Source organism: Mesorhizobium sp. J428 (assembly GCF_024699925.1).
GTDB lineage: Bacteria > Pseudomonadota > Alphaproteobacteria > Rhizobiales > Rhizobiaceae > Mesorhizobium_A.
In genome coordinates, this window is the sequence record NZ_JAJOMX010000001.1 from 3795493 (window position 1) to 3819875 (window position 24383).

The 24383-nt window shown below is 65.3% G+C and carries 28 protein-coding genes and 1 pseudogene; 22 read left to right on the plus strand and 7 right to left on the minus strand.

Annotated features, from left to right (window positions below; genetic code table 11):
* Positions 1–118: 118 nt before the first annotated feature.
* Positions 119–1538 (plus strand): annotated as a pseudogene (locus tag LRS09_RS18995) (sodium:proton antiporter).
* Between the two features lie 7 nt (positions 1539–1545).
* The gene (gene purD, locus LRS09_RS19000) at positions 1546–2820 is read left to right on the plus strand and encodes a phosphoribosylamine--glycine ligase (protein ID WP_257808415.1); all 1275 of its coding nucleotides are present in this window, start codon (positions 1546–1548) and stop codon (positions 2818–2820) included.
* A gap of 1 nt (position 2821) precedes the next feature.
* Here the strand turns inward: purD and LRS09_RS19005 are convergent, their stop codons facing one another.
* The 3 genes from LRS09_RS19005 to LRS09_RS19015 all read right to left on the minus strand — a co-directional run bounded on the left by LRS09_RS19005 (position 2822) and on the right by LRS09_RS19015 (position 4781).
* On the minus strand, positions 2822–3115 hold the full coding sequence (locus tag LRS09_RS19005) for a hypothetical protein (protein WP_257808416.1): 294 nt from the start codon (positions 3113–3115) through the stop codon (positions 2822–2824).
* 98 nt (positions 3116–3213) lie between these two features.
* Positions 3214–3441: a hypothetical protein gene (locus LRS09_RS19010; RefSeq protein WP_257808418.1), complete on the minus strand. Its 228-nt coding sequence runs from the start codon at positions 3439–3441 to the stop codon at positions 3214–3216.
* A gap of 59 nt (positions 3442–3500) precedes the next feature.
* The gene (locus LRS09_RS19015) at positions 3501–4781 is read right to left on the minus strand and encodes a caspase family protein (protein ID WP_257808420.1); all 1281 of its coding nucleotides are present in this window, start codon (positions 4779–4781) and stop codon (positions 3501–3503) included.
* A 136-nt stretch (positions 4782–4917) separates the two neighbouring features.
* Here LRS09_RS19015 and LRS09_RS19020 point away from each other — a divergent pair, with 136 nt between their 5' ends.
* Both LRS09_RS19020 and LRS09_RS19025 read left to right on the plus strand, forming a co-directional pair.
* Positions 4918–6690 carry an acyl-CoA dehydrogenase gene (locus LRS09_RS19020; RefSeq protein WP_257808421.1) on the plus strand — a complete coding sequence of 591 codons (1773 nt, stop codon included), beginning with the start codon at positions 4918–4920 and terminating at the stop codon, positions 6688–6690.
* Between the two features lie 7 nt (positions 6691–6697).
* A complete protein-coding gene (locus LRS09_RS19025; RefSeq protein WP_257808422.1) occupies positions 6698–7450 on the plus strand; it encodes a crotonase/enoyl-CoA hydratase family protein in 753 nt (250 codons plus the stop codon).
* Positions 7451–7704: 254 nt separating this feature from the next.
* Here LRS09_RS19025 and LRS09_RS19030 read toward each other — a convergent pair whose 3' ends face one another.
* Positions 7705–8283 (minus strand): TetR/AcrR family transcriptional regulator, encoded by a 579-nt coding sequence (locus tag LRS09_RS19030; RefSeq protein ID WP_257808423.1) that lies wholly within the window; start codon positions 8281–8283, stop codon positions 7705–7707.
* 67 nt (positions 8284–8350) lie between these two features.
* On the opposite strand from LRS09_RS19030, the gene LRS09_RS19035 reads away from it, so the two are divergent.
* From LRS09_RS19035 to LRS09_RS19045, 3 genes are read left to right on the plus strand one after another with little or no spacing between them, the layout of a single operon-like run.
* The gene (locus LRS09_RS19035) at positions 8351–8728 is read left to right on the plus strand and encodes a nuclear transport factor 2 family protein (protein ID WP_257808424.1); all 378 of its coding nucleotides are present in this window, start codon (positions 8351–8353) and stop codon (positions 8726–8728) included.
* A 37-nt stretch (positions 8729–8765) separates the two neighbouring features.
* Positions 8766–9050: a putative quinol monooxygenase gene (locus tag LRS09_RS19040; protein WP_257808425.1), complete on the plus strand. Its 285-nt coding sequence runs from the start codon at positions 8766–8768 to the stop codon at positions 9048–9050.
* 23 nt (positions 9051–9073) lie between these two features.
* Positions 9074–9436, plus strand: coding sequence for a nuclear transport factor 2 family protein (locus tag LRS09_RS19045; RefSeq protein WP_257808426.1), 363 nt, complete (start codon positions 9074–9076; stop codon positions 9434–9436).
* A gap of 139 nt (positions 9437–9575) precedes the next feature.
* Here LRS09_RS19045 and LRS09_RS19050 read toward each other — a convergent pair whose 3' ends face one another.
* Complete coding sequence (locus LRS09_RS19050) at positions 9576–10934, minus strand: esterase-like activity of phytase family protein (RefSeq protein ID WP_257808427.1); 1359 nt, start codon at positions 10932–10934, stop codon at positions 9576–9578.
* Positions 10935–11284: 350 nt separating this feature from the next.
* Between LRS09_RS19050 and LRS09_RS19055 the strand changes: the two genes are divergently transcribed.
* Positions 11285–12016 carry a hypothetical protein gene (locus LRS09_RS19055; protein WP_257808428.1) on the plus strand — a complete coding sequence of 244 codons (732 nt, stop codon included), beginning with the start codon at positions 11285–11287 and terminating at the stop codon, positions 12014–12016.
* A gap of 139 nt (positions 12017–12155) precedes the next feature.
* On the opposite strand, the gene pdxH is transcribed toward LRS09_RS19055, so the two are convergent.
* Positions 12156–12770, minus strand: a complete 615-nt coding sequence (gene pdxH / locus LRS09_RS19060) for a pyridoxamine 5'-phosphate oxidase (protein ID WP_257808429.1) — start codon at positions 12768–12770, stop codon at positions 12156–12158.
* A gap of 149 nt (positions 12771–12919) precedes the next feature.
* On the opposite strand from pdxH, the gene LRS09_RS19065 reads away from it, so the two are divergent.
* From LRS09_RS19065 to LRS09_RS19080, 4 genes are all read left to right on the plus strand, one after another.
* Complete coding sequence (locus LRS09_RS19065) at positions 12920–13261, plus strand: RT0821/Lpp0805 family surface protein (RefSeq protein ID WP_257808431.1); 342 nt, start codon at positions 12920–12922, stop codon at positions 13259–13261.
* 75 nt (positions 13262–13336) lie between these two features.
* On the plus strand, positions 13337–14272 hold the full coding sequence (locus tag LRS09_RS19070; RefSeq protein ID WP_257808433.1) for a DnaJ C-terminal domain-containing protein: 936 nt from the start codon (positions 13337–13339) through the stop codon (positions 14270–14272).
* A 60-nt stretch (positions 14273–14332) separates the two neighbouring features.
* Complete coding sequence (gene fabI / locus LRS09_RS19075; RefSeq protein WP_257808434.1) at positions 14333–15145, plus strand: enoyl-ACP reductase FabI; 813 nt, start codon at positions 14333–14335, stop codon at positions 15143–15145.
* A gap of 32 nt (positions 15146–15177) precedes the next feature.
* Entirely contained in the window at positions 15178–15765 is a 588-nt protein-coding gene (locus tag LRS09_RS19080; protein WP_257808435.1) for a histidine phosphatase family protein, read from the plus strand.
* A gap of 5 nt (positions 15766–15770) precedes the next feature.
* On the opposite strand, the gene LRS09_RS19085 is transcribed toward LRS09_RS19080, so the two are convergent.
* Positions 15771–16016 (minus strand): DUF1344 domain-containing protein, encoded by a 246-nt coding sequence (locus LRS09_RS19085; protein ID WP_257808436.1) that lies wholly within the window; start codon positions 16014–16016, stop codon positions 15771–15773.
* A 335-nt stretch (positions 16017–16351) separates the two neighbouring features.
* On the opposite strand from LRS09_RS19085, the gene aroC reads away from it, so the two are divergent.
* The 10 genes from aroC to LRS09_RS19135 all read left to right on the plus strand — a co-directional run bounded on the left by aroC (position 16352) and on the right by LRS09_RS19135 (position 24366).
* On the plus strand, positions 16352–17464 hold the full coding sequence (aroC, locus tag LRS09_RS19090; protein ID WP_257808437.1) for a chorismate synthase: 1113 nt from the start codon (positions 16352–16354) through the stop codon (positions 17462–17464).
* Positions 17465–17582: 118 nt separating this feature from the next.
* On the plus strand, positions 17583–18683 hold the full coding sequence (gene ribB / locus LRS09_RS19095; RefSeq protein WP_257808438.1) for a 3,4-dihydroxy-2-butanone-4-phosphate synthase: 1101 nt from the start codon (positions 17583–17585) through the stop codon (positions 18681–18683).
* Between the two features lie 41 nt (positions 18684–18724).
* A complete protein-coding gene (locus LRS09_RS19100; RefSeq protein ID WP_257808439.1) occupies positions 18725–19651 on the plus strand; it encodes a histone deacetylase family protein in 927 nt (308 codons plus the stop codon).
* 5 nt (positions 19652–19656) lie between these two features.
* Positions 19657–19908 carry an exodeoxyribonuclease VII small subunit gene (locus LRS09_RS19105; protein WP_085464473.1) on the plus strand — a complete coding sequence of 84 codons (252 nt, stop codon included), beginning with the start codon at positions 19657–19659 and terminating at the stop codon, positions 19906–19908.
* 69 nt (positions 19909–19977) lie between these two features.
* Complete coding sequence (locus LRS09_RS19110; RefSeq protein ID WP_257808441.1) at positions 19978–20241, plus strand: type II toxin-antitoxin system Phd/YefM family antitoxin; 264 nt, start codon at positions 19978–19980, stop codon at positions 20239–20241.
* Positions 20238–20630, plus strand: coding sequence for a type II toxin-antitoxin system VapC family toxin (locus LRS09_RS19115; RefSeq protein ID WP_257808442.1), 393 nt, complete (start codon positions 20238–20240; stop codon positions 20628–20630). The genes LRS09_RS19110 and LRS09_RS19115 overlap by 4 nt, the downstream gene beginning before the upstream one ends.
* A 108-nt stretch (positions 20631–20738) precedes the next feature.
* Positions 20739–21029 carry a DUF2277 domain-containing protein gene (locus LRS09_RS19120; RefSeq protein ID WP_257808443.1) on the plus strand — a complete coding sequence of 97 codons (291 nt, stop codon included), beginning with the start codon at positions 20739–20741 and terminating at the stop codon, positions 21027–21029.
* Positions 21026–21946 carry a pirin family protein gene (locus LRS09_RS19125; RefSeq protein WP_257808444.1) on the plus strand — a complete coding sequence of 307 codons (921 nt, stop codon included), beginning with the start codon at positions 21026–21028 and terminating at the stop codon, positions 21944–21946. The genes LRS09_RS19120 and LRS09_RS19125 overlap by 4 nt, the downstream gene beginning before the upstream one ends.
* 79 nt (positions 21947–22025) lie before the next feature.
* Positions 22026–23936: a 1-deoxy-D-xylulose-5-phosphate synthase gene (gene dxs / locus LRS09_RS19130; protein WP_257808445.1), complete on the plus strand. Its 1911-nt coding sequence runs from the start codon at positions 22026–22028 to the stop codon at positions 23934–23936.
* A 160-nt stretch (positions 23937–24096) separates the two neighbouring features.
* Positions 24097–24366 carry a hypothetical protein gene (locus LRS09_RS19135; RefSeq protein ID WP_257808446.1) on the plus strand — a complete coding sequence of 90 codons (270 nt, stop codon included), beginning with the start codon at positions 24097–24099 and terminating at the stop codon, positions 24364–24366.
* The last annotated feature ends 17 nt before the right edge of the window (positions 24367–24383 follow it).

Below are 24383 nucleotides of genomic sequence, written 5' to 3' on the forward strand. Positions count from 1 at the left end.
GTGGCAGGACGGGGCAGGGGCGTCAAGCTCGCGGAGCGCCGCAGGCTAGCGAACTCAAAGCGTTTGCGAATCCCTGACCGCGCCGCTAGGGAGAGGCGACATCAAAGGGGATGGATGAATGCCGGGACGGAGACTTCTCGCCGCCTTCCTGTTGTCGCTCGCGACGCTGCCCGCCTCGGCGGCGGAAGCGCATGGCCTGCCGGGCGCGGCGATGTCGCTGCTTTGGGCGCTGCCCTTCGCCGGCATCCTTTTGTGCATCGCCACCGGCCCGCTGCTCTACGCCCATTTCTGGGAACACCACTACGGCAAGATCAGTGCTGTGTGGGCGGCGCTCGTCATCGTGCCGATGGCGCTGGCCTTCGGGCCGATGGTCGCGGCCGAGGCCGTCGCGCACACGATGCTGCTCGAATACATCTCCTTCATCATCCTGCTGTTCGCGCTCTTCACCATCGCCGGCGGGATCTGGATCAGCGGCAACATCCACGGCACGCCGGCCATGAACGCGATCCTGCTCGCCATCGGCATGGTGCTGGCCTCGATCGTCGGCACGACCGGCGCCTCGATGATCATGATCCGGCCGCTGATCCGCGCCAACGACAACCGGCCGTTCAACGTGCACGTCGTCGTCTTCTTCATCTTCCTTGTGTCGAACATCGGCGGCTCGCTGACGCCGCTCGGCGACCCGCCACTTTTCGTCGGCTTCCTGCGCGGCGTCGACTTCTTCTGGACGACGCAGCACCTGATCTGGGAGACGCTGTTTGTCGGCGGGCTGGTGCTGGCGGTCTTCGTCGCGATCGACGTTTGGCTTCATGTCCGCGAGGAGGGGCTGCCGAAGATCAAGGATCCGACGCCCGACACGCCGGTGCGGATCTTCGGCATCTTCAATTTCCTCCTGCTCGGCGGCGTGATCGGCGCGATCCTGCTCTCCGCCTCCTGGAAGCCCGGCGTCGCGTTCACGCTGCTCAACGTTCCGGTGGAGCTGCAGAACCTCGTCCGCGACGTGCTCATCCTGGCGCTGGCGATCGTCTCGATGGTGACGACAAAACGGCATGTACCGGAAAGCCAACGGCTTCTCCTGGGGGCCGATCAAGGAGGTCGCGAAACTGTTCGCCGGCATCTTCGTCTGCATCATCCCGGTGATCGCGATCCTGAAGGCCGGCATGGACGGCGCGCTGGCGCCGCTGGTCTCGCTCGTCACCGGGAGCGACGGTGCGCCGAACGAACTGGCCTATTTCTGGATGACAGGCTTCCTCTCCTCCTTTCTCGACAATGCGCCGACCTATCTCGTCTTCTTCGAGCTCGCCGGCGGCGACCCGCAGACCCTGATGACCACGCTCGGCCTGACGCTGACGGCGATCTCGGCGGGCGCGGTCTTCATGGGCGCGAACACCTATATCGGCAACGCGCCTAACTTCATGGTCTATGCGATCGCCCGCGAGCAGGGCGTCAACATGCCGAGCTTCTTCGGCTACATGCTGTGGTCGGGCGCGGTGCTGATGCCCGTCTTCCTGATCGCGGGCTTCCTCTTCTTCGGGTGACCTCTCAATGAACGTTCTCCTCATCGGCTCGGGCGGGCGCGAGCAAGCGCTGGCCTGGAAGCTGTCGCAGTCGCCGATGCTGACGGCGTTCTATGCCGCGCCCGGCAATCCGGGCATCGCCGAGGTCGCGACCTGCGTGCCGGTCGACGTGGCGGACCATGCGGCGGTCGTCGCGTTGTGCCGCGAGAAGGCGATCGATCTCGTCGTCGTCGGCCCCGAGGCGCCGCTGGTGGCCGGCATCGCCGACGACCTGCGCGCAGCGGGCATCAAGGTGTTCGGGCCCTCGGCGGCAGCGGCCGAGCTCGAAGGATCGAAGGGCTTCACCAAGGATCTCTGCGCCGAATACGGCATTCCGACCGCCGCCTTCGGCCGGTTCGACAATGCGGCGGATGCGGCCGCCTATGTGCGTGGCGTCGGCGCGCCGATCGTCGTCAAGGCCGACGGGCTCGCCGCCGGCAAGGGCGTGACGGTCGCCATGACGATTGAGGAAGCGCTCGCGGCGGTGGACGACTGCTTTTCCGGCAGCTTCGGCGCTGCCGGCGAGGAGGTCGTGGTGGAGGAGTTCCTAACCGGCGAGGAGGTGAGCGCCTTCTATCTCTGCGACGGGCGCACCGCGCTGCCCTTCGGCTCGGCGCAGGACCACAAGCGCGTCGGCGAAGGCGACACCGGCCCGAACACCGGCGGCATGGGCGCCTATTCGCCGGCGCCCGCGATGACGCCGGAGATCGAGGCGCGGGTGCTGAACGAGATCATCGAGCCGACGCTGCGCGGCATGGCGGCCATGGGACGTCCGTTTTCAGGCGTCCTCTTCGCCGGACTGATGCTGACGGAGGAGGGGCCGAAGCTGATCGAATACAATGTCCGCTTCGGCGATCCGGAGACGCAGGTGCTGATGATGCGCCTGAAGGACGACCTGCTGGTGCTGCTGTCGGCCGCGGCCGACGGCCAGCTGGCGCATATGTCCGCCCGTTGGCGCGACGACGCCGCGCTGACGGTGGTGTTCGCGGCGGAGGGCTATCCGGCGGCACCGCGCAAGGGAACCGAGATCAGGGGGCTGGAAAAGGCCGCGGGCGACGGTGTCCGTGTCTTCCATGCCGGCACCGCCCTGGAGGACGGCCGGCTGGTGGCCAATGGCGGCCGCGTGCTCAACGTCACCGCTGCCGGCAGGACGGTCGGCGAGGCGGCGGCGAAGGCCTATGCGGCGGTGGACGCCATCGACTGGCCGGGCGGGTTCTGCCGCCGCGACATCGGCTGGCGGGCGATCGCGCGCGAGAGGGGATAGGCTATCTCGGCCCGCCCTTGCGGACCGAACCGGTGGTGATCTTGGCGTCGGAGAGTGCGATCAGGTGGAGGGCGAAGGCCTGGTCGCGGGCGAAGCGCTCGATGATCTCCCGCCGCGCGTTCGGGCGTTTTTCCCATTCCTCGAGATGCAACTCGCAGGCCGCCGGTCCGAGCTTGTCGGAGCACTCGACGAAGCGCTTGGCGAAGTCCGCGCCCGGATCCTTCCGCTCCGCCAATGGCGCGAGCGCCGCGGCAGCGAGAACGCCACCGGCGAGAAGGATCGGCAGGGTCTTCACGGCTGGAACTCCGGACGGATGCGAAGCCCCTGAATGGCGGGCGCCTGGTTAATAAAATGCAAACAGGATATTGAAAATACTGTGTTTCTGACGGTGCGTCAGCCGAAATAGCCGGTCATCGGATTGGGCGGAGGCATGGTCGGCAGCGTCCCGTCCGCCCTCCGCCTCTGGTGGTGCGCGAGGGAGCATTTCGCCGAGCACAGCACGCCGCGATCGGTGTAGTAGGCCGGACCGTGGTCGATGTTTCCGCCATGATAGGCGAAGTCATCCGCCCCGAACGGCAGTCCGCATTCGATGCAGGCGAATTTCTCGGGGCGGGCAAGCATGGTCGGTCTCACGGCTGGTCGGGCGCCCGCGCTGGACGGTACCAGGCAACCTACGACATTCAGCGCAGGTAGTCACGGTTCTCGACGATCACCCAACGGCCGTCGTCCTGCGCCACCCGATAGGTTTCGCGCTCCTGCTCGGCGAGCACCCGGCCGTCCCTGAAGTGGAATTTCATCGAATAGGAGGCGTCGAAGGACGCCACGCCGTCTTCGTAGCCGCGGAACCACAACTGGTAGCGAACCACCTCGACGGCATCGAGCCGCTTGAACAGCTTTCGCCGCGCTGCTTCGATCTCCGGGTAGCGCCGCATCTTCTTTCCGACGAACTGGCGCGCCTGCGGGGACCACTGGGCGAGATAGGCGTCGATGTCCAGCATCGTCCAGGCGTTGAAGAGGTCGTGGATCGGCTGCTGCATCGGCGTGAAGTCGCGCGCCACCTCCGGCAGGGAAGCTGCCCGGGTCGTCGCATGCGACGCCTCGATGTCGGCCTGCGCCACGACGGGCGGCGCGCCGGCCGCGCTGCGGGCGAAGACGAACTCTCCCAGCGCATGGCCGGGAAGCGCACCGAAGGTCGGCGTCTGCACGTTGTTGCTGGCCCTGGGCAGGAGATAGGCGGAGAGTTCCGGGAAGGTGATCGTGCTGTCGCCATCCAGGTCCGCCTGGCCGGTTTCCGTCGCTTCAAGGAAATAGTAGGTGAACCAGGACAGTCCGTTCGGTCCGCCATCGAGCACCTGCTGGTCGGGGCCGCCCGCCGCGATGAACTGCCTCGCCTGCCTCGCCGTGATCTGCTCCATATAGTCCGGCCGCGTCGTGTCGAAGGCGCGTACGCCGCGCAGGATGCCGATCGATCCGCCATAGCAGGCGTTGAGCACGAAGAGCTGGTGCCGCACGCCGGTCATGGTCTGCGAGATGGAGCGGAGTTCCTCCATGCCGATCATGCTGCCGACGCCCGTTGCCCCGCTCGGCACGAGGTAGCCGAGCTCCTGGTCGCCGATCTTTTCCGTCGAACCATGGCCGCCGAAGAAGACGAGCAGCCGGTCGCGGTCGGTCAGGTCGCGCGCGGCGGTGTGGAGCTCATTGAGGATCTGCTCACGGCTTGCGTTCTGGTCGAGGAGAAGCCGCACGTCGTAGCCCTGCGCGCGCAGGAAATCGGCGACGCGCCGCGCATCCGCCACGGCGTAGGAGAGGTCCTGGAAGCCGCCGCCGTATTTGTCGATGCCGATGACGATCGCCCGGCTGGTCGAGAAATCCACGGCCGACGCTGAACCTGCGCAGAGCTGGCTCCAGCAGAGGCACAGCAGCGCGAGAAATGTCCGAGCAAGTCGCGCCGCGAACGGCACCGTCGTTGCTCCCCCTTACACGTCAGCAGCAAATTCTGCCCCAACGGCAGCGGAGAGTCCATGCGTCCGGTTTGACCTTCGCCGCGGAACGCAATAGGCGGTGGCGACCGCGTCAGCAGAATTCAGGGAGGTCCGGATGTATCGCGCGCCCGTCGAAGAGATCGCCTTCACGCTGAAACATGTGGTGGGGCTGGACAAGGGGATCGAAGAAGGCCGTTTCGGCGATCTTTCCTCCGACCTCGTCGACGCGGTGCTGCAGGAGGCCGGGCGCTTCGCAACCGACGAGGTGGCGCCGCTCGGGCTCGCGGGCGACCGGCAGGGCGCGCGCTTCAAGGACGGCAGCGTGACCATGCCCGACGGCTGGCGCGACCTCTACCATCGCTGGATCGAGGGAGGCTGGAACGGCCTGTCCGGCCCGGTCGACTTCGGCGGCCAGGGCCTGCCGGTCATGCTCGGCATCGCGACGATGGAGATGTGGAACTCCGGCTCCGTCGCCTTCGGCCTCGGCCCGACGCTGACGCAGGGCGCGGTCGAGGCGCTCGACAAGCACGGATCGGAGGAGCTGAAGGCCGTCTATCTCGAAAAGCTGGTCTCCGGCGAGTGGATGGGGACGATGAACCTGACCGAGCCGCAGGCCGGCTCCGACCTCGCAGCACTTCGCGCCCGCGCGGTGCCGGTGGGCGACGGCACCTACCGCATCTTCGGCCAGAAGATCTTCATCACCTATGGCGAGCACGACTTCACCGACAACATCGTGCACCTCGTGCTCGCGCGCCTGCCCGACGCGCCGGCCGGCACACGCGGCATCTCGCTGTTCCTCGTGCCGAAGTTCATTCCCGACGCCGACGGCAGGCCCGGGCGCCGCAACGACGCCTTCTGCCATTCGATCGAGCACAAGCTCGGCATCCATGCCTCGCCCACCTGCACCATGATCTATGGCGACGGCCGCGCCGAGGGCGAGCCGGGCGCGATCGGCTGGCTGGTCGGCGAGGAGAACCGCGGCCTCGCCTGCATGTTCACGATGATGAACAATGCCCGCCTCGCGGTCGGCATCGAGGGCGTCGCGATCGCCGAGGCCGCCTACCAGAAGGCGTTGGCCTATGCCAACGAGCGCCGGCAGGGCAAGGCGCCTGGCTACACCGGCGAGGGCATGAGCCCGATCGCTGCGCACCCGGACGTCAAGCGCAACCTCCTGACCATGAAGGCGCTGACCCAGGCCGCACGCGCCATTGCCTATTCCTGCGCCCATGCGCTCGACATGGCGCATTCGTCGGAAGGGGCGGACGCCACCTTCTGGCAGGAGCGCGCCAACCTGCTCACCCCCATTGCCAAGGCGTTCTCGACCGACATCGGCGTCGAGGCAGCCTCCATCGGCGTGCAGATCCACGGCGGCATGGGCTTCATCGAGGAGACGGGCGCGGCCGTGCTCTACCGCGACGCGCGCATCGCCCCGATTTACGAGGGCACCAACGGCATCCAGGCGATCGACCTCGTCACGCGAAAACTGCCGCAGTCGGGCGGCGAGCATGTGCATGCCTACATCGCCGAGCTGAAGGCCGATGCAGAGGCGCTGCGCAACTCGAACCTGTCGGGCCTCGGCCGCACCGCCGACCGCCTTGACGCTGCACTCGCCGACCTGGAAGGTGCGACGCGCTTCCTGCAGAAGGCCATGGCCGACGGCAGGATGGCGGAAGCTCTGTCCGGCGCGACGCCCTATCTCAGGCTGTTCGGCCTCGCCTCCGGCGGCGCCTATCTGGCGCGCGGCGCAGTCGCCGGCCGGGATGTTGCCCGCGTGTCGCTGGCGCGCTTCTTTGCCGAGAACCTGATCGCCGAATGTGCGGCGCTCCGCGACCGGGTGGAGAACGGGGCGGAGAGCCTGGAAGCGGCCACGGCCGCGCTGGCAAGCTGAGGTCGATATGAGCGAGCACATCGTCGTCGAACGTCACGGCGCCGTCCAGACCATCCGGATGAACCGTCCGGACAAGAAGAACGCCATCACGCGCGCCATGTACGGCGCGATGGCGAAGGCGCTGACCGAGGGCGACGCCGATCCCGCCATCCGCTGCCATGTCATCCTCGGCGTGCCCGGCGCCTTTTCAGCCGGCAACGACATGGCCGACTTCATGGTCATCGCGATGGGCGGAGAGGGCGGCCCGGAGGTCTTCGACTTCCTCATGGCTCTTGCCCGCTCGGCGAAGCCGATCGTCTCGGCGGCGGACGGGATCGCGGTCGGTATCGGCACCACGATCCATCTCCACTGCGACATGACCTTCGCCACGCCGCGCACCGTGTTTCACACGCCTTTCGTCGATCTCGGCATTGTGCCGGAAGCCGGCTCGACGCTGATCGCGCCGGCGCTGCTGGGCACGCAGCAGTCCTTCGCACTGCTGGCGCTCGGCGAGCCGTTCTCGGCCGAACGCGCCATGGCGGCGGGACTGATCTACGAGGTGGTGCCGGAGGAAGAGCTGGAAAGCCGCGCCATGGGGGCGGCAGCCGCGATCGCGGCGAAGCCGCCGGAGGCCCTGAAACTGTCGCGCGACCTGATGCGCGGCAACCGCGACGCGCTCGTCGAGCGGATCAAGGAGGAGGGCAGGCTGTTCACGGCGCGGCTGAAGTCCGACGAGACGAAGCAGGCGCTGATGGCGTTTATGAGCCGGAAGAAGGGGTAGGGGCGGACCGGCGATGGGAATGGACAGACTAGGGTCGTGTTCCCGATTCGGAATGTCACGAAGGGGAAAAGTGGACTGGCCGCTATTGGGCGGGCGAGTCGGAGAACGGCCCGTGGTTTGGCGGCCAAAGTCCGCGACAGATAGACCGCTTCTTGCGATCGAGTTTTGCGACGAAAATTACCTTGAAGAAACAGCGCCTGGGACATCGACCCAAAGCTCATGAATTTCGACTGATTTGCGCCATCCGCCGCTTCTCAAGGCCGGACCAGCAACCTTTTCAGTGCTTCGCGTACAAGGGCGGGAACGGCCGCCGGATCGTCAAGGTATGCGGCTTCGAGCAGGCCGTCTGATAGGGCGACAAGCAACGAGGCAGTCACAGAAGGGGTCGGATCGCCGTCCGCCTGAAGGAGGTCCCGTAGGACGCCGTGATACCAGGCGCGGCGCGCATCGATGGCTTGCCGCACGGGACTTTTAGGGTCTGGATATTCGGCCGCCGCGTTGAGAAAGGGGCACCCACGCCAACCTCCTGCGACCACGGCCTCGCTGATGCGCTCCATGACCGCCGCGATCATTTCCGCTGGCTGTTGCTCGGGAAGTGCTGACACGGCATCCCGTCCGATCCGATCCTGCTCATTGATATATGCGAGGACGAGATCGTCCTTCGAAGGGAAGTGATTGTAGAACGTCGCCTTGGCTACGCCCGCCTCCGCGATGATGCGGTCGATGCCGACCGCACGAATGCCCTCAGTGTAGAAGAGACGGGTGGCGGTATCGAGCAAGCGGCGGCGCGCGACGCTGGCTCCAGAATCGGTCCGCGAAACGGTTTTGTTCATGTGCTTGACTCTAACAGACAGGTCTGTATGCTGCAAATAGACAGACCTGTCTGACTAGGAGGTGATTATGCAGACGAACGAAACAGTCGAGATCATGCGCCGGTTCAACCAGGCGTTCCGCGATCACGAACCGGCGATCCTGAAGGACCTGATCGCCCCGGACTGCGTGATGGAGTCCATTCAGCCGGCGCCCAATGGAACGCGATACGAAGGCTATGACGCCTGCCTCGTATTCTGGGAGGCCCTAGCCAAAGATCCGGTCGCGCATTTCGACGTCGAAGACACGATCACAATGGGTGATCGCGCCATCATCCGCTGGCGGTTCAATTTCGGCGACGGGGAATCGGTTCGCGGCGTCAACCTGATGCACGTCCGTCACGGACGAATCATCGAGGCGCTGGGTTACTCAAAAATCCCCGGCCAGTCGGCGCCCCTTCCTGAGTGACAGCAATAATCAATCAGCGCTTCAAGGAGGAGAACTCATGATTATCATCGCTGGCTACACCCGCACCGATGCTGAGAAGCGGGACGGTGCCGTGCGAGCTTTCAAGGGCTTGGTCGAACGCGCGAGGGCCTATGACGGCTGTCTCGACTTTTCCATAAGCGCGGACGCGGTCGATCCGGAGCGCGTCAATCTCTTCGAGTGCTGGCGTGACCAGACCACGCTTGACGCCTGGCGCAAGGTCGCGAAGGGGGGTCCGAGGGGAAAACCCAGGGAGGTGGCTGTTAGCCTCTATCGCACCGACAAGTCCGAAAAACCCTTCTAGACCTGATCTCAAGAGGTGAAAAGATGAATGCCGATAGCAAAATCACACGCGAAGTCGTCACCCGTTTCCATAATGCTTTCGCAAGGCATTGCCCCGAAAACCTCGACGATCTGATCGGTGAAGGCTGCGTTCTCGAGAACACGGCTCCCGCACCTGATGGCGCGCGCTATGAAGGGCGTGAAGCTTGCCTCGAATTCTGGAAGGGGATTGCGTCCTCTGCGAACCTCGCCTTCCAAGCCGAAGAAATTTGGGCCAGTGAAGATCGCGGGATCATCCGATGGCGGCTCAGCTGGGGCGACAGCGCGGCGAATTGGGTCCGAGGGGTAAACATCATGCGCGTTCGGGACGGAAAGATCGTCGAAGGGCGAGGATACGTGAAGGGATAAAACATCAGGGGGCCGAAAGCGGTCGTGCCAGACCTCGATCTGTGTCGGCAAGATGCGGAAGCCCGCCCAGCGAGGCCGGCACGGATATCTCTGAACGGATAGCGGGCGGCGCAGGGGCCGCCCGCATCCGCCTTGTGTACTATTCGCTTTTCGCCGCGAGGAAATCCGCCACGTCGAGCAGGATGAACTCGTTGTTGGCGGCCTTGCCGATCTCGCGGCCGCCGGAGAAGGGCAGGTTGTTGTCGTTCGCCACCATGATGTGCGTGTCGTCGACGCGCATCACGTCCTCGATCGTGAAGAAGGGGAAGGTGAGCTTGCCGGCGGTCGCGTTCGGCCCGACGATTGCGGCGATGGCCTTGTTGTCGGGGTCCTGGATGTCCATCAGGTTGATCGTGCCGATGCGGGTGATGAAGCCGTCGTCGCTGACCTTGGCGGTGTCGACCAGGACGATGTTCTTCACCTTGGCCGGCTGCGGATAGCAGGCCGACATGTCTTCGCCGGCGCAGGCGACAGAGGCGTCGCCCTCGCCGTTGTCGCGTTCGATCACCAGCGCGCGGGTGTCGTCGATGAAGTTGAAGTCGCCGATTGCCGTTGCACCCTCGGCGAGCTGGAACTTGTAGCTGGTGCCGGTCCAGTCGCGCTTGGCGGTGTCGAAGGTGATGACGCGCAGGAACGAGCCTTCCGGCTTGCCGTCCTCGCCGAGCAGCGGCTTCTCCAGCATGCCCCAGAGCAGGTTGGTGCCGGGCTGCAGCGCCATGCCCTCGTAGCCGCCGGACCGCTGGACGCGGAAATCCTTGCCGGCGACGGCGGGGACGACGACGCCGGGCGTGTCCGGGCCCTTCAGCGCCTGACCGTCGAGCATGGTCTGGTGGACGGAGAGCACGCGGCCGTCGAGCGAGGCGCGGATGACGAAGGGGCCGAACTCGTCGCCCAGCCAGATCTCGTCGTTGAGGAACTGGATGCTCTCGGGATCAAAATCGGCGCCGGTGAGATAGCGGCTCTCGGTGCCTTCATAGGCGATGCGGAACGGCACCTTGCGGTCCGGGTCGCGCAGGAAGACGGTCTCGGCGCGCTCGACCTTGCCGGTTGCGAAATCGGGCTTCATGCGGTGGAAGAACAGCATGGCGTCCGGGCTGTTGACCTTGGAGCCGAAGCCATTGTCGGTCAGCGTGTAGACGCTGCCGTCGGCGGCGCGGTTCATGGCGAAGCCCGACATGCCCTGCACGGGCTGGCCGAGGAAGGGCAGCGAGATGCCGGTCGGGTGCTTGCCGTAATTGGCGCCGACGTCGCCCATGACGCTCATCGGCTTGTCGTTGCGGGCAGCGCCCGTGAACTTGCCGGAGGTCCAGGCGTCGCGCGGCGCATCGGCCGGCGGCGCCACCATGGTGAATGCCGGCAGATAGGCATGGCCGGCGAGCTTGGCGGGGAACACCTGCTCGGCCTGTGCCGAGGTTGCGATGACGAGCAGGGCGGCGGAGGCGAGTAGCGATCGGATCAAGGCGGGGCTCCTTCGGAGGAATGGAAACCCGAACCGACTAACCGTCCCGCGTGACAGGACCTCTACCCTTGCATGACGAAACGATGTCGCGGGTGTTGATAGCCGGGAGTGCCTGCTCTTTCGGACCTCTAGGCCGATGCGCTTCGGCCTCAGATCACGCCCATCGAGCATCGCCGCGGCGTTCGGATCTCCTGCGCCGCGATCCGGCGCAGCCCTTCGCCAACGCGGCAATCCTCACACTTTGGATTTCGAAAGCCGTGACCAGGCTGGATACTGAATCCAGTGGACACCAATGAATTCTGCCGGTTTACTTGACGTTAGGGAATGTCGAACACTTGGGATATCTCAATATGAAAACCGTCATTGCATCCGCGGGCGTCGCCCTGGCGTTGTATGTGTCTTGCGCGCACGCTGAAGTTCAGGATTGCATCGAGATCGTTTCCCTGCCGGCAGTGATCACCCAACAGGGGATCCATTGCATGAAGAGGGATCTCGCCACCTCCGCCACGACCGGCAATGCAATTACCATCAACGCCAACAACGTGACCATCGAGATGAACGGCTACAAGCTCGGCGGCTTGGGCGGCGGCGTGAACACTCAGGCAACGGGCATCTCGGCTTACAATCGTCAGAACATAACCATACGTAACGGCGCGATCCGCGGCTTTCTTCACAATGTCAAAATCGAAGGCCCGCAGATCGGAGGGTCGAGCGCTGGTCATCTCATCGAAGATGTCAGGAGTGAGAGTGCGCGCTATGTCGGTTTGTGGGTGATGGGCTCGCATTCGGTCGTGAAAGACAACACGGTGACCTTGACCGGCGGCGGAACTTTCACGTCCGCGTACGGCATCGTCGTTCAGTTCGGCGAGGGGCATTCCGTCATGGACAACATCGTCAACGACGTTTCGGAGAGCATCCTGGCTTACGGCATCATAGCGTCGGACACGATTGGCGCGGTCGTCGAGGGTAATCAGGTCCGGGATGTCGTAGCTGGTACTCGTACGGCATCTTCTCATCCGGAGAGCGGAGCGTCATCCAACGGAATACTATTATCAACTTCTCGGTCGGCACTACCGGAATAGACGGCCAGGCGACCAACGACGCGTGTATCGGGAACGCGGTCACGAATTTCACCACGCCGCTCAGCGCATGCTCGCTGTCCAGCGGAAATCTGACGTTCTGAGACTTTCAGCCAGAGCGAGGATCGGCCTGCGACGGACTTTACGGATACAGCCGCGTCTTCTCCCAGCCGCCGGCGCCATGCGTAAACACCACGCGGTCGTGCAGGCGGAACGGCCTGTCGTGCCAGAACTCGATCTGCGTCGGCATGATGCGGAAGCCCGACCAGTGCGGCGGGCGCGGAATCTCGCCGATCGGGTGGCGCGCTGTGTATTCGGCGACCGCCTTCTCCAGCGCGAAACGGCTTTCGAGCGGCCGCGACTGCTTCGACGCCCAGGCGCCGATGCGGCTGCCGCGCGGCCGGCTGGCGTAGTATTCGTCCGCCTCGGCGTCGCTGACGATCTCGACCGGCCCGCGCACCCGCACCTGCCGGCGCAGGCTCTTCCAGTGGAAGCACATGGCAGCCTTCATTGAGCCAAGGATCTCGCGGCCCTTGACGCTCTCGAAATTGGTGTAGAAGACGAAGCCGCGCTCGTCATAGCCCTTGAGCAGGACCATGCGCACGTCGGGCAGGCCGTTTTCGTCGACGGTCGCGAGCGCGAGCGCGTTCGGGTCGTTGATCTCGCTCTTCGTCGCGTCATAGAGCCATTCGCCGAACAGGCGAAGCGGCTCGTCGGCGAGCGTGAAGTCACTTTCCGTTAACCCTGGCGCGGCCATACTTCCACCCTGAACTGATTTGGTGGGGAGATTGCGCATTGTCGCGCGCAGCGCAAGCCACAGGACGCGAAAGGAAGGGGGCCAGCGACAGGCTCCTTCCGGCATTCGTTCTCGCCTCCTGCGCCGGCCTTGCCGGTTGCGGCGGCGGGATGAGCCTGTCGAAGATCGAGGCGGACCGATCCATCCTCACCAGTGCTGTCGAGCCTGCCCCTGCGCCGAGCTCCCAGGCCATCTCGGACCAGACCACCATCCGCAACGCCGTCTCCTCCGCGAATCTGGATGAGCTCAGCGGTAAGCCACTCGCCTGGGCCAATGTCGACACCCAGTCGCGCGGATCGATCTTCGACGTCGTCGAGACCCGGAAGAAGGACGTGCTCTGCCGCCGGTTCCGGACCTCGCGCGAGAGCTTCGACGGCGTGGCGCTCTATTCGGGCGAAGCCTGCCTCGGCCGCGATGGAGCGTGGTATATGCGCGCATTCTCACAAAGCTGACGTGGCCGGTCTGGAATTTCTTCCTAGACTCGCTCATATACGGGACAACTCAGTCCATTCTGGAATTGGCTTCACATGCGCAATCCCTACGACGTTCTGGGCGTTGCCAAGACCGCTTCGCCCAAGGAGATCAAGGCCGCGTTCCGCAAGCTCGCCAAGCAGCATCATCCGGACCAGAATCCGGACGATCCGAAGGCGAAGGACCGTTTCGCGGCCGTCAACCAGGCCTATGAGATCCTCGGCGACGAGAAGCGCCGGGGCGAATTCGATCGCGGCGAGATCGACGCGGAGGGCAAGCCGCGCTTCGCCGGCTTCGAGAATGCCGGCGCCGGCGGTGATCCGTTCGGCGGCTTCCGCCGGTCCGGGCAGGGGCCGGGTGGCGCGCGCTTCGAGTTCCGCTCGACGGGCCCCGGCGGCCCGGGCGCCGGCGGTTTCGGCGGCGCGGGCGACATCTTCAGCGAACTGTTCGGCTCCGCTTTCGGGCGAGGCGAGCCGGAGATGGGCGGCCGCGGCGCGCAGGCGCCCGAGATGAAGGTCAATCTCGACGTCTCGATCGAGGAGGCAGCCACCGGCGTGCGCAAGACGGCGCTGTTCCCGGACGGCCGCAAGGTCGGGGTCCAGCTTCCCGCCTATCTGGAAGACGGCCAGGAGATGCGGCTCCAGGGCGAGGGCGCGCTGCTGCCGACCGGAGGGCGCGGCGACGCGGTCGTCAGAATCCGTTTCCGCAAGCATCCGCGCTATACGCTCGACGGGCGCGACCTGCGCGTCGACCTGCCCGTCAGCCTGCGTGACGCTGTCCTCGGCGCGAAGGTGCCTGTCGACACGCTCGGCGGGCGCGTGGCCGTGACGGTGCCGCCGTGGTCGAGCTCCGACCGCGTGCTGCGCATCAAGGGGCGCGGGCTGCCGACCAAGGCCGGCGACAAGGCGGACCTCTACGTGCATGTGCGCGTCATGCTGCCGGAGGGCGGCGATGCCGAGCTCGAAGCGCTGATGAGGAAGCGCGGCGCTTGATGCGGCAGCATCCCTATGCGATAGCCAGCACAAAATGAGGCTGCGCAGGGAGTAAGCGACATGGCGGCTGGACAGGGCCTGATGGCTGGCAAACGCGGCCTGATCATGGGCGTCGCGAACAATCGCTCCATCGCCTATGGCATCGCCAAGGCCTGCGTCGACCACGGCGCCGAGATCGCGCTGACCTATCAGGGCGAAGCGTTCAGGAAGCGCGTCGAGCCGCTGGCCGAGGAGCTCGGCGCCTATGTCGTCGGCCATTGCGACGTCACCGAGATGGCGACGCTGGACGCGGTGTTCGACGCGCTGAAGGAGAAGTGGGGCAAGATCGATTTCGTCGTCCATGCCATCGCCTTCTCCGACAAGGACGAGCTGACCGGCCGCTATGTCGAGACGACGCGGGACAATTTCCTGCGCACCATGGACATCTCCGTCTATTCCTTCACGGCGGTGGCCAAGCGCGCCGAACCGCTGATGACCGACGGCGGCTCGCTGTTGACGCTGACCTATTACGGCGCCGAGAAGGTGATGCCGCACTACAACGTCATGGGCGTCGCCAAGGCGGCACTCGAGGCGAGCCTGCAGTATCTGGCGGTCGACCTCGGGGCCAAGAATATCCGCGTCAACGCCATCTCCGCCGGGCCGATCAAGACGCTCGCCGCCTCCGGCATCGGCGACTTCCGCTACATCCTGAAGTGGAACGAGTACAATTCGCCGCTGAAGCGCACCGTGACGATCGAGGAAGTGGGCGATTCCGGCCTCTATTTCCTTTCCGATCTGTCGCGCGGCGTCACCGGCGAGGTGCTGCACGTCGATTCCGGCTATCACGTCGTCGGCATGAAGGCCGTCGACGCGCCCGACATCTCGGTCGTCTGACCGTCTCCAGACCTTTCGAAGAGGAAGCGGCAATGTCCCCGCCGATCTACATCGCGCGCCACGGCCAGACCGCCTGGAACGAGATCGCGCGCGTCCAGGGGCAGGCGGAGGCCGATCTCACCGAGAAGGGGCGGCGGCAGGCGGCGCAGAACGGCAGGACGCTCGCGCGTCTCATTCCCGACCCGTCCGGGTTCCGCTTCGTTGCCAGCCCGATGCGGCGCACGCGCGAGACGATGGAGATCATCCGCGCGGAGATGGGACTGCCGCGGGAGGGCTATGCGCTCGAACCGCGCATCGTCGAGGTGCATTTCGGCGACTGGCAGGGCTTCACCTTCGCCGAGCTGGAAGCCGCCAATCCGGGCTCGACCTCAACGCGCGATCTCGACAAATGGAACTTCGTGCCGCCGGGGCAGGGCGCCGAGAGCTATGCCATGCTGGCCGATCGCATCCGGCCCTGGCTGTCGGAACTGGAGGGTCCAGTGGTGGTCGTCACCCATGGCGGGGTGGTCCGCTCGATCTTCCGAATCCTCAACGGAATATCGGACCATGACGCGGCGATGATGGACGTGGCACAGGACCGCATCCTCGAAATCCGCGACGGCCGGATCGGCTGGGTCTGACCCGTTCAGTCGGGGATGATCTGGAGGACGATCTTCTCGCCGTTGATCTCGTCGTACGAGATCGTCACGTCCATGCCCTCGCTGTAGTCCTCGAGCGCAAATTCCTCGGACAGCTTGAAGGACTCGCCGCCCTTGAGGGTGAGCGTCATGGTCGACTTGTCGATCTTGGCGATGGTGCCCTCGGCGTCGGCGGCATAGGCGGACGAGGCGAAAAGAAGAAGTGCGGCCAGCGCGCCGGAAATGGCTTTCATGCGTTCCTCGGTTCTGATGGGGCGCCGCCGCGGGCTGGCGCAGGTCGTGGATGCGTGAACAAACAGCTAAGCCGCGAATGTGTCAAAAGTTAAATTCAGATGCCTGCATCCGGCCGCGGCATGTTTGACCGGTGGATGAATCGCCAATAGAAGGCACCCCAGACCGGCTGAGAGACTGTTTGGAAATTCTGCTCTGGCGGCCATCTGATGGCGTTTTCTGCGCTTCCGGTGCTCACGGACCCAAATGTCCGCTCCGCTCCGGTTCTCGAAACCACCACCAGCTGACTCGCCAGAGCGAATTTCGAACAGTCTCTGAGACCGACGGGGTCCACGTCATGTCGCATAACACCTTCGGCCATCTTTTCCGCGTGACGACCTGGGGCGAGAGTCACGGGCCGGCGCTCGGCTGCGTGGTCGACGGCTGCCCTCCGGGCATCCGTTTCAAACTTGCGGACATCCAGCGCGACCTCGACCGCCGGAGGCCGGGACAATCCCGTTTCGTGACCCAGCGCCGCGAGCCCGACGAGGTGAAGATCCTCTCCGGTGTGGTGACCGACGATGACGGCGAGACGCTGGTCACCACCGGCACGCCCGTCTCGATGATGATCGAGAACGTCGACCAGCGGTCGAAGGACTATGGCGATATCGCCAGGCAATACCGTCCGGGCCATGCCGACTACGCCTACGACCAGAAATACGGCATCCGGGACTATCGCGGCGGCGGCCGTTCCTCGGCGCGCGAGACGGCGGCCCGCGTCGCGGCGGGCGCGCTGGCGCGTCTTGTCGTGCCCGGCGTCTCCGTGCGTGGCGCACTGGTGGCGATGGGCGACAAGGAGATCGACCGTGCCAACTGGAACTGGAATTTCGTCGAGGACGCGGAAAACCCGTTCTTCACGCCGGACCCCGCCTCGGTGCCGCTGTTTTCCGACTATCTCGACGGCATCCGCAAGGCGGGCTCGTCGGTCGGCGCGGTGATCGAAATCGTGGCCGAGGGCGTGCCGGCCGGCCTCGGCGCGCCGCTTTATGCCAAGCTCGACCAGGACATCGCGGGCAACCTGATGTCGATCAACGCCGTCAAGGGCGTCGAGATCGGCGAGGGCTTCGCCGCCGCGCGGCTGACCGGCGAACAGAACGCCGACGAGATGCGCATGGGCAATGACGGCAAGCCCGTTTTCCTGTCGAACCATGCCGGCGGCATCCTCGGCGGCATCTCGACCGGCCAGCCGATCGTCGCCCGCTTCGCAGTCAAGCCGACCTCCTCGATCCTCACCCCGCGCAAGTCCATCGATACGTCCGGCCACGACGTTGACGTGATGACAAAGGGCCGCCACGACCCCTGCGTCGGCATCCGCGCCGTGCCGATCGGCGAGGCGATGGTCGCGTGTGCCATAGCGGATCATTATCTGAGGCATCGGGGGCAGGTAGGCAGGAGGGCAGTAGGGCAGTAGGGCAACGTATCGCGCTGCTTGAACGCTCAATACCCGACTGGGCGTCTTTCCCTTACTCCCCTATTCCCTTATTGCCCTACTGCCCTATTCCCTACCTGCCTGCGAGCGAAGCGAGCCAATGCCCTACGATCAGAAACGCATCGTCGAAGCTCTCCGCGCCTTCGAGCGCGGCGAGATCGTGGTCGTCATGGACGACGACGGCCGCGAGAACGAGGGCGACCTGATCGTTGCCGCCGTTCATTGCACGCCGGAGAAGATGGCATTCATCGTGCGGCACACATCCGGCATCGTCTGCGCGCCGATGCCGCGCGAGGAGGCGCGCCGCCTCAATCTCGCGCCGATGGTGGCCGAGAACGATTCGGCCCACACCACCGCCTTCACCGTCTCGGTCGACTTCCGCCACGGCACGACGACCGGTATTTCCGCCGAGGACCGCACGGCGACCGTGCGCAACCTCGCCAATTCCAACGTCGGCCCGCATGACTTCGCCCGGCCGGGCCACATCTTCCCGCTGGTCGCCCGCGAGGGCGGGGTGCTGATGCGCTCGGGCCATACCGAGGCCGCCGTCGACCTGTGCCGGCTCGCGGGCCTGCCGCCGGTCGGCGTCATCTGCGAACTCGTTAACGATGACGGCACGGTCATGCGCGGCCCGCAGGTCACCACCTTCGCGGCCGCCCACGGCCTCAAGCAGGTTTCCGTGGCCGATCTGATCGCCTATCGCCAGCGGCAGGAGACGCTGATCGAATGCGTCGCCAGTTTCGATATCGACACGGTCGGCGGCCGAGCGAAAGCGCATGCCTACACGTTGCCGTGGGATCCGATGCAGCACCTCGCCGTGGTCTACGGGGATATCCGCGACGGCACCGACGTGCCGGTGCGCCTCCATCCAGAGAACGTGGTCGCCGACGTGCTCGGCGGGTCGAGCCGGCTGGACGCCATCATGAAGATGATGGGCGAGGAGAAGCGCGGCGTCATCGTCTATCTGCGCGAAGGCTCGGTCGGCGTCGCCCACCAGGCGCGCAATCGCCCCGTCAATAGCGACCAGGAGACCCATGCCGAAGCGTTGCGCCGCGAAAGCGAGTGGCGCGAGATCGGCCTCGGCGCCCAGATCCTGAAGCATCTCGGCATTTCCTCGATCATCCTGCTGTCGTCCCGCGAGCGCCACTATGTCGGCCTCGAAGGATTCGGCATCAAGATCGCCAGGACCGAGATCGTCTAGCCGATGGCCAATTCGGGCCGGTCGTCCTATATGATGACGGCATGACCACCCGCCTCTACAGCAATCCGATCCATCTCGACCACCTGACGCCGCCCGGGCATCCCGAGCGGCCCGACAGGTTGCGGGCGATCGAAAAGGTGCTGGAGCACGAGGCGTTCTCGGTGCTCGACCGCGTGCAGTCGCCGATGGGCGATCCCGCCTCGATCCTGCTGGCGCATCCAAAGCACTATGTCGACCGGATCGAAGCCGCCATCCCCGAGACAGGCATGGCGCGGATCGACAGCGACACCTCCGTGAGCCCGAAGAGCTGGGAGGCGGCGCTGACCGGAGTCGGCGCGGCGAATGCGGCGGTGGACGACGTGTTCGAGGGCAGGGCGGCCAACGTCTTTGTCGCGACGCGGCCGCCGGGCCACCACGCCGAGAAGGTCAAGGCGATGGGCTTCTGCCTGTTCAACAATGCCGCGATCGCCGCCCGTCACGCGCAGAAGACGCATGGCGCCGAGCGCGTCGCGATCGTCGACTGGGACGTGCATCACGGCAACGGCACGCAGGACATCTTCTGGACCGACCCGACGGTGCTCTACTGCTCTACCCACCAGATGCCGCTCTATCCGGGCACCGGGGCGAAAACCGAGACGGGCGTCGGCAACATCGTCAACGCGCCGCTGGCGCCGGACACCGACGGCGAGGTCTTCCGCGACGCCTTCGAGAGCCGCATCCTGCCGGCGCTAGACGCCTTCCGCCCCGACCTCATCATCATCTCCGCCGGCTTCGACGCGCATCACCGCGATCCGTTGGCCGAGATCAACCTCGTCGAGGACGATTTCTCCTGGGCGACCGGAAAGCTGATGGACCGCGCCGCGCGTTTCTCGTCCAACCGGCTTGTCAGCCTGCTGGAGGGTGGCTACGACCTGCAGGGACTCGCGCTGTCCGTGGCCGCCCATGTCGGCCGCCTGATGAGAGGTTGACCCCCATGGCCGAAGACGCCAACGACGACATCAAGGCGATGAGCTTCGAGCAGGCGCTGGAGGCGCTGGAGCGCATCGTCGAGAACCTGGAACGCGGCGACGTGCCGCTCGACCAGTCGATCCGCATCTACGAGCGCGGCGAATCGCTGAAGGCGCACTGCGATCGGCTCTTGAAGGCTGCCGAGGACAAGGTCGAGAAGATCCGCCTGTCTCGCGACGGCAAGCCGGCCGGCGTCGAGCCTCTGGATGGGGCGTAAGCGACGGCATTTGTTGCCCGTATCGTCGCTCGGTGGTAAACTGGCTAGGTCTGGCCAAGGAGCCTAGCGATGTTAAAGGTGAATATTCTAGAGGCGAAAAACTCGCTGTCGCGTCTGATCGAGGCTGTCGAGAGTGGCGCCGAGCCCGAGATCATCATTGCCCGTAACGGCAAGCCTGCGGCCAGGCTGGTTGCCATTCAGACACGCCCGACGGGCAAGCGGCCATTGGGGATGTTCCGGGATGGGACCCCTCCGTTGGATCTCGAGACATTCAACGCGACCGATCCGATCATCGAGAAGCTGTTCGCGGGCGAGGCCTCGGCCGAACCGTGAGGCTGTTGCTCGATACTCATATCGCGATTTGGGCCGCCAAGAATCCCGAGCGCATTGCTGAAGCAGTGCGGCTGGACATCGAAGACGCCGGTAACGAAGTCGTGGTCTCTGTCGTTGCGATCTGGGAAATTGCGATCAAGAGGCAACTGGATCGAAACGATCCGCCGCCTTTCTCGGCGACGGAGGCGATCGACGCTTTCAGCCGTCTGGGTTTCCAGCTTTTGGACGTTACCGCGACTCATGCTGCAAAGGTAGAAACTCTGCCCCTGCACCACGGTGACCCGTTCGACAGACTGATGGTGGCGCAGGCATTGTGCGAGCCGATGCGCCTGATCACGCATGACAAGCGCCTGACCGCTTACACCGATCTGGTGACCTACGTTCCATAGTGGCCAAGACCACATTCCCTTGTCGGCGACAAACAATTGGCCGCTTACAGCGATACGATCATCTCCTGGTAGGCGCTGCCCGACCCAACCGGACAAAGGAGCGATCCCGTGTGCCGCAACATCAAGCAACTGTTCAACTTCGATCCTCCCGCGACGGACGACGAAGTGTATGAGGCCGCGCTTCAGTTCGTGCGCAAGGTTTCCGGCGCGAATGCGCCGTCGAAAAAGAATCGGAAGGCATTCGACCGGGCGGTCAGGAAGATCACGGCGGCCACCCGCGAATTGATCGATACGCTCGATACGACCCAGCCGCCGAAGGATCGCGACGAAGAGACCGCCAAGGCGCGGGCGCGATCCGCATTGCGTTTTTCCCCGTCACCTGTGATCGTATTCGAATGAGCTATTTTCCCGTACGCGACCCCGAGCCCGGCGACGCCTTCTCCTGCGACGCCATCGAACTGATGGTCATCCCCAACGCCAAGGACATCGGCGGATTCGAGGTGCGCCGGGCGCTGCCGACGGCGAAGCGCCGGCTCGTCGGGCCCTTCATCTTCTTCGACCGCATGGGCCCCGCGATCCTGCGCGCGGGCCAGGCGATGGACGTGCGGCCGCATCCGCATATCGGCCTGTCGACCGTCACCTATCTCTTCGACGGCCACATCCGCCATCGCGATTCGCTCGGCACCGAGATGGTGATCGCGCCGGGGGACGTGAACCTGATGACCGCTGGCCGTGGCATCGTGCATTCGGAGCGCACGCCTCAGGAGCTTCGCGGCGCACCGATGTCGATCTCGGGCCTGCAGACCTGGATCGCGCTTCCCGACGGCAAGGAAGAGATCGCGCCGGAATTCGCCAACACGCAGAAGGCGCACCTGCCGGACTTCGACGACGGCGGCGTCACCGGCTCGGTGGTGATCGGCGCGTTCCAGGGGCTGGCCTCGCCGGTCAAGGCCTATTCCGACACGCTCTATGCTTCGCTGCGCCTCGATCCCGGCGCGCGCGTGCAGATCCCGGCGGATGCCGAGGAGCGGGCGATCTACGTGCTGGAAGGGTCGGTGATCATCGCCGGCGACCGATTCCCCTCCGACCGCCTGCTGGTGTTCCGGCCCGGCGACGAGATCATCATATCCTCGGAGACGGGCGCGCATTTCATGCTGTTCGGTGGAGCCTCGCTTGGCTCGCCCCGCCACATCTGGTGGAACTTCGTCTCGTCGTCGAAGGAACGCATCGAGCAGGCCAAGGAAGAGTGGCGGACGGCGAAGTTCGACATCGTTCCCGGCGACGAGGAAGAGTTCATTCCTTTGCCGGCCAGCTAGGCTGCGACGGAGGCCCACGTTTACTTTTCGGGCCGCACTGCCTATGTCGGCAGCACTATAGGAAAAAGAAGCCGGACAATTGCCCTCTCCGTCCACGCCACTCCTCGACAAGGTCCGCATCCCTGAGGACCTGCGCAAGCTGTCGGAAGCCGAACTGCCGCAGCTCGCAGCCGAACTGCGCGAGGAACTGATCGACGCGGTCTCGCAGACCGGCGGCCATCTCGGCGCCGGGCTCGGCGTGGTCGAGCTGACCGTGGCGCTTCACTACGTCTTCAACACGCCGGACGATCGCCTGATCTGGGACGTCGGCCACCAGGCCTATCCGCACAAGATCCTGACCGGGCGGCGCGACCGCATCCGCACGCTCAGGAGCGAGAACGGCCTGTCGGGCTTCACCAAGCGCGCCGAGAGCGAATACGACCCGTTTGGCGCGGCACATTCCTCGACCTCGATCTCGGCCGGGCTCGGCATGGCGGTTGCCCGCGACCTCGACGGGCGGAAAAACAATGTCATCGCCGTGATCGGCGACGGCGCGATGTCGGCCGGCATGGCCTATGAGGCGATGAACAATGCCGGCGCGCTCGACGCCCGGCTGATCGTCATCCTCAACGACAACGACATGTCGATCGCCCCGCCGACGGGCGCGATGAGCGCCTATCTCGCGCGCCTCGCCGTCGGCAAGACCTATCTCGGCTTCCGCGATTTCGGCAAGAAACTGACCTCCTACCTCGGCAAGCGTGCGGACCGCGCCATCACCCGCGCCGTCGAGCATGCGCGCGGCTACGTGACCGGCGGCACGATGTTCGAGGAGCTCGGCTTCTACCACATCGGCCCGATCGACGGGCACAATCTGGAGCACCTGATCCCGGTGCTGAAGAACGTCCGCGACAATGGCGACGGGCCGGTGCTGATCCACGTCATCACCAAGAAGGGCAAGGGCTACGGCCCAGCCGAGGCGGCGGAAGACAAGTATCACGGCGTCAACAAATTCGACGTCATCACCGGCGCCCAGGCGAAGGCGCCCGCCAATGCGCCCGCCTACACCAAGGTTTTCGCAGAGGCTCTCGTCGACGAGGCGCTGCGCGACGACAAGATCGTCGCGGTCACGGCGGCGATGCCTTCCGGCACCGGCCTCGATCTGTTCGGCGAGGCATTCCCGACCCGCACCTTCGACGTCGGCATTGCCGAGCAGCATGCGGTCACTTTCGCAGCAGGCCTTGCGACGGAAGGCTTCAAGCCCTTCGCCGCGATCTATTCGACCTTCCTGCAGCGCGCCTACGACCAGGTGGTCCACGACGTGGCGATCCAGAAGCTGCCGGTGCGTTTCCCCATCGATCGCGCCGGCTTCGTCGGCGCCGACGGGCCGACGCATTGCGGCGCCTTCGACGTCGGCTTCCTGGCATCGCTGCCGGGCTTCGTGGTGATGGCGGCCGCCGACGAGGCGGAACTGCGCCACATGGTGCGCACTGCGGCGGAGTATGACGAGGGCCCGATCTCCTTCCGCTATCCGCGCGGCAACGGTGTCGGCGTCGAGATGCCGGCGCGGGGTTCGTTCCTCGACATCGGCAAGGGACGCATCCTGCGCCAGGGTTCGAAGGTGGCACTTCTGTCGCTCGGCACGCGCTTGGCGGACTGCCTGCTGGCAGCCGAGGAGCTCGATGCCGCCGGCCTGTCGACCACCGTCGCCGACGCCCGCTTCGCCAAGCCGCTCGACACCGATCTCGTCGGCCGGCTGGCACGCGAGCACGAGGTGCTGATCACGGTGGAGGAGGGGGCCGTTGGCGGCTTCGGCAGCCAGGTGCTGCAGTTCCTCGCCATGAACGGCCTGCTCGACAACGGGCTGAAGGTGCGCCCGCTCTGCCTGCCGGACGAGTTCACCGATCACGCCAAGCCCGAGAAGATGTATGCCGACGCGGGCCTCGACGCCGCCGGCATCGTCCGCACGGTCTTCGCCACGCTCCATCGCGAGATCCGCGCCGCAAGCGCGTGAGCCAGGCTGAATCAATTTCTCAGGCACGTGAATCAGCCTGGCAGCGTCTTTGCATAAGACTCTGTTTACGCTGCAGTTTGGCGTTTTCCTAACCCTGTCCTTTGGCCGTTTTTCAATCGGCCGCTGGTAGAACGCTTCCCGGGACAGGGAGCATAACAACATGAAAACGACGATTGTCGCGGCGCTGGCCCTCGCCGCCTCGCTGACCTCGGCGATGGGCGAGCAGCGCTACGACCGCAAGCTCGAAGCGGCCGCGATCAGCATTGCCGCCTCGAAGATGGGCGACCTGCGCGGCGGCTTCGAAGTGGACACCCGGCCGGTGTTCGTGACGCCGATCGACCGGTCGCAGCCGACGCATCTTTCAGCCGGGCGCATGGACACGACGCCGACCGGCTCGGTCAGGATGGCTTCGCGAAGCGTCCGCTTCTGAGCAACGCTCGCAGGCTT